This is a genomic window from Thermodesulfobacteriota bacterium (genome assembly GCA_040755095.1).
Lineage (GTDB): Bacteria > Desulfobacterota > Desulfobulbia > Desulfobulbales > JBFMBH01 > JBFMBH01.
In genome coordinates, this window is sequence record JBFMBH010000204.1 from 1 (window position 1) to 4719 (window position 4719).

At 67.8% G+C, this 4719-nt stretch carries 5 protein-coding genes; 4 read left to right on the forward strand and 1 reads right to left on the reverse strand.

Annotated features, from left to right (window positions below; all coding sequences use genetic code 11):
• From AB1634_18685 to AB1634_18695, 3 genes are all read left to right on the forward strand, one after another.
• Window positions 1-1148: cation:dicarboxylase symporter family transporter (locus AB1634_18685; protein MEW6221540.1), on the forward strand; the 1148-nt coding region annotated here is incomplete at its 5' end.
• A gap of 8 nt (window positions 1149-1156) precedes the next feature.
• Entirely contained in the window at window positions 1157-2197 is a 1041-nt protein-coding gene (locus AB1634_18690) for a KamA family radical SAM protein (protein ID MEW6221541.1), read from the forward strand.
• A gap of 35 nt (window positions 2198-2232) precedes the next feature.
• On the forward strand, window positions 2233-3564 hold the full coding sequence (locus AB1634_18695; GenBank protein MEW6221542.1) for a hypothetical protein: 1332 nt from the start codon (window positions 2233-2235) through the stop codon (window positions 3562-3564).
• A 66-nt stretch (window positions 3565-3630) separates the two neighbouring features.
• Here the strand turns inward: AB1634_18695 and AB1634_18700 are convergent, their stop codons facing one another.
• Window positions 3631-4182, reverse strand: a complete 552-nt coding sequence (locus AB1634_18700) for a rhodanese-like domain-containing protein (protein ID MEW6221543.1) — start codon at window positions 4180-4182, stop codon at window positions 3631-3633.
• A gap of 235 nt (window positions 4183-4417) precedes the next feature.
• On the opposite strand from AB1634_18700, the gene AB1634_18705 reads away from it, so the two are divergent.
• Window positions 4418-4719, forward strand: a 302-nt coding sequence (locus AB1634_18705) for a hypothetical protein (GenBank protein ID MEW6221544.1), incomplete at its 3' end; no start/stop codon positions are given.

A 4719-nucleotide genomic window follows, 5' to 3' on the forward strand; every position in this document is an offset into this window, starting at 1 on the left:
TGCTGCAGATGTGTGTGCTGCCAGTGATCCTGGTGACCGTGGTCAACAGCCTCGGCCTGGTCCTCCGGGAGGGGGGCGTCCGGCGGGTGCTCCTGCGGCTGGTGGTGACCACGGCGCTGGGCACCCTCCTGGTGAGCGCCTTCGGGGCGTTGGGCACCGGGGTCGCGGGGATCGGCGCGGATCTGGATCTGGCCAGCAAGAACGTCCTGGGCGAGTTTCTGTCCCAGCACGAGGAACGGTTCAAGCAGCCGGCCGAGGATGCCGGCGACGGCAAGGGCCTGTGGGGATTCGTTGCGAACGTGGTGCCGGAGAACATCTTCGCCGACCTGGCGGCTGGCAACACCCTGTCCGTACTGTTCTTTGCCGCCCTGTTGGGTCTGGCCCTGGGCATGGGAAGCCGCGGCAGCGGCAGCGAGATCTTCGCGGTTCTGGAATCCCTGTACGGCGCGCTCAGCCGCATCGTGCAGGGACTGATGTACGCCCTGCCCCTGGGCATGTGCTGCCTCATCGCCTCCATGCTCGCTGCTGCCGGCGTGGACATCCTCCTGGGCGCCAGCTGGTTCATCGTCTTTCTCTACACCGGCATCCTGGGGGTGATGGTGGCCGGCAGCCTGGTGGTCTGGCGGCGGGCTGGCGGCTCGTACCTGGCCAGTCTGTCCGCCTTGCGCCGGCCGCTCCTGGTCGGCCTGGGCAACGGCCGGCCGGTGGCCGCCATCCCCCAGGCCATCGACAGCCTGACCGGCGAGCTGGGCTTCGATTCCCGGACCACCCGGCTCATCGTGCCGCTGACCTTCAGCACCATCAGCTTCGGCAACATCCTCCACTTCTCAGCCTCCGCCATCTTTCTCTCCCGCCTGTACGGCGCCCCCCTGGGGCTGCAGGAGTATGCGCTCATCGTCCTCGCCTCGGTGGTGGCCGGGATTGCGGCGGCCAACTCCCCGGGGATCATCGCCCTGTCCATGATGGGCATTGTGCTGGGGCTGTTGAAGCTGCCCCTGGCGCCATCCATCGCCCTGTTGTTCGCCCTGGACCCCCTTCTGGATCAGCCCCTGGCCCTGGCCTCGGTGTCCGGCAACTGCGCCTGCACCGCGCTGGTGGCCGAGGTGTCCGGCCGGCGGCCGCCTCTGACCGCCAACCAAGGAGGCTGAACGATCTCATGGACTGGCAGGAACAGCTGCGAAGCTCCGTCACCTCGCTGGACGAGCTGCGCGCCCGCGGCTTCCAGGTGCAGGCCCAGCGGGAGGCCTTCCCGATGCGGATCACCCCCCACGTGCTGTCGCTCATGGAGCGGGATACCGCCAGCTGCCCCATTGGCCGCCAGTTTGTGCCGCTGCCGGAGGAGCTGGAGGCGATGCCCGCCGAGCTGGCGGATCCGGTGGACGAGGACCGGCGGGCAGTGGCCGGGGTGCTGGTGCACGCCTACCCGGACCGGGCCCTGCTCCTGGCCGCCCAGCGCTGCGCCACCTACTGCCGCCACTGCTTCCGCAAGCGACTGGTGGGCCGCCGGCCGCCGCCAACAGCCGGGCAGCTGGAACAGGCCCTTTCCTACCTGGAGACACGTCCGGAGATCCACGAGGTCATCCTCTCCGGCGGCGACCCCCTGGTGCTGCCGGATGCCCAGCTCGATGCCCTCCTGGGCGCACTGCGCCAGCGGCTGGGCGATCGGGTGCTCCGCATCCACAGCCGGGTGCTGTCCACCCTGCCGCAGCGGATCACCCAGGGGCTGGTCGATCTCCTGGAAGGCTACGGGGTGCTCTACCTGGTCACCCAGATCAACCATCCCCGGGAGATCACCCCGGAGACCCAGGTCGCTGCACGCCGGCTCCGTAAGGCTGGCATCGTCCTGGCCAACCAGTGTGTCCTCCTGCGGGGGGTCAACGCCGACCTGGCAACGATGCGCCAGCTGTGCCTGGCCCTCTACCGCATCGGCATCCGCCCCTACTACCTCTTCCAGTGCGACTACACCCAGGGCACCGCCCACTTTCGCACCACCCTGGCGGAGGGGCGAGCCATCGCCCGCGGGCTGGAGGGCAGGATCAGCGGTCCGGCGGTGCCTCGCTACGCCATCGACTGCCCGGGAATCCGCAAGGTGCTCATCACCGCGGACTCCTGCACGCCGCGGGGTGATGGCACCTACCTGCTCCGCAACAGCGAGGGGCAGGAGCTGATCTACGACGAGCCCGGGCTGACTCGCTGAGCGGCCTGAACCGAGGACGGGAATCCCAAGGAGGCATGATGGTCGCGATCGGGGTGCGCAGCATGGGAAGGATCGGCCTGGCGGGACTTGCTCTCTGGCTCCTGGGCCCAACGGCATCAGGCCCGGCGGAGGTGCCCCTGGTGGCCACCGAGGCCGCCCAGCTGGGGTTGAGCCTCGAGGTCAGTACCGGGGCCTTTGCCACTTCGAATACCAACTTCGGCGCCGGCAGCAACGGCGAGGCGGGCCACCGGTGGTGGGAGGCCTATCTCAAGCCCGGCCTGGCTGGCTCGGCCGCCCTGCCCGGGGGGGGCTCCCTCTACGGGGGCTGGAGCGGCATCTGGTCCAGCCACGGGGGGGACGGCGCGCCCGGTGATTCCGAGGCCGAGGGCGAGTATCTGGCCCAGGAGGACCTGTACGCCGGCTGGAGATCAGGCACCCTTTTCCCGGGCCTGGGGGAGGACTTCTTCGATCTGTCTTTCGGCCAGCAGCGCTTCCAGCTGGGCGACGGCTTCCTGATCTGGGACGGCACCTCGGACGGCGGTGACCACGCCAACTTCTGGCTGGGCCCGCGCAAGGCCTTCCGGCGGGCGGCGGTGGCCCGCCTCAATGGCAAGCCCTGGCGCGGCGACCTCTTCTGGCTGGAAAGTCATACCGATACCACCGAGCTGGCCGGTCTCAACCTCGAGTACGCCCACGATGCCCTCGGCACCCTGGGCGCGGCCTTCCTGCACGCGGCCACGGCCGAGAGTCCCACCCGCCACGGCCTTCGGGTCTATGACCTGCGCGGCCACGGTACCCCGTTCGCCGCCTGGGGGCTTACGCGTCTTACGCTACGCTTCGAAGGGGTGATCGAGCGCAACGACGAGGCCGGCGGCGACCTGCGGGCCCAGGCCTATTACGGCGAGCTGGCCTACGAGCTGCCCCTGCTCTGGACCCCGGTCTTAAGCTACCGGTACAGCCATTTCAGCGGTGACGACCCCGCCACCACCAGCAGCGAGGACTTCGACCCCCTGTTCTACGGCTTCGGCCGGGGCTGGGGCACCTGGTACCAGGGTGAGATCGTGGGCGAGTATCTGCTCTTCAACCAGAACGAGAACGTCCACATGGTGCACCTCAAGGCCACCCCCGCCGAGAGTCTCACCCTGGGCGTCCTCTACTTCAACTTCCGCTTGGACGAGCCCCCGGCGGGCGTCAGCGCCCAGGACTTCGCCGACGAGGTCAACCTCTACGCCGACTGGCAGGCCACAGACTGGCTCCTGCTGAGTGGCGCCGCCGGCATCGCCGTGCCGGATACCGTCGCCCGGCAGATCTACGGCGACGATCAGAACTTTCGCCTGGTCGAGATCATCGCTACCGTCAACTTCTGAAAAAAAAGGCCGGGCGGACCCGACCTCGGTCCGACCGGCCCGGCTACGGGCAGCGCGCTCGGTGATTCAGTGACCTTCCCGGTAATCGTACTTCTCCTGCACCCGCTTGTCGTACTTCACCACCCGGATCTCGCCCAGATACTCACTCACCAGGGGATTGCCCTTCTCGGCCCACTCCTTGATGCCGCCGTTGACCAGGTAGACGTTCTTGTAGCCGTACCCGTACAGCGTGGAGACGAAGTAGGAGGCCCGATGCTGGGTGCGGCAGAAGACCCACAGCTCGGTCTCCGGATCCGGCCAGATGCCGGGGATGGAGTAGGCATGGCCCGAATCGACGTTGTTGGCGCCGCGGATGTGACCGGAGTCGAACTCGTCCCGGGTGCGGATGTCCACGATGACCGCCTTGCTGGTGCCGGCCTGCACCGCGTCCCAGGTGGCGCGGAGATCGTCCACGGTCTTGACCCGGTCGGCCGGGATGGCCTTCTTCAGCTCGGCCAGATACGCCTTCTCTGCCTGCCGCGTCGGCGGCTCCGCTGGCGCGGGTGCGTCGGCAGCCGCCACCATCGTGGCCCAGCCGGCCACCAACAGGGTACCCAGAACATAGCAAGCCTTTTTCATCTCTTTCCTCCTTGCAACTGGGGTTCTGCCAGCGGCTGCCTAACCCAGGTCCCCCCCCGGGCTGCCGCCGGCGCTCCGCATGCTGCTGGCGGGCTCCTGCCAGGAGCCACGGCTCCACAAGGGGATCGCCTGCAGCCTGCGGGATTCTCCTTAGCACAGGCAGCCGCGGAGGACAAGTCAAAAAATATGAGTTTTCCCAGCTAGTTACTAGACTTTTCGCCAGGATGCGCGCGGCATGAAGAACGATCTGCTGGTTCTGCTGCTGGAAGCCATGGTGGTCTATTTCCTGGTCCTGTGGACCCATTCCCTCCGCCACCGGTTCGGACCGGTCCACTTCTATGCCCTCATGGGCGGCATCACGGCGGTCATGAGCTGGGTCACTGATGCCGGGCTTCAGGTCGAGGTGGCGGGAATCACCTTTGTGGTCGGCTCCACGGTCTTCTACACCTCGCTGCTCCTGGGGGTGTTCGTGGTCTATGTCTTCGATGGCCCGCGGGCCACCAGGATCGCCATCTCCACCGTGGTCGGCGTCTCGGT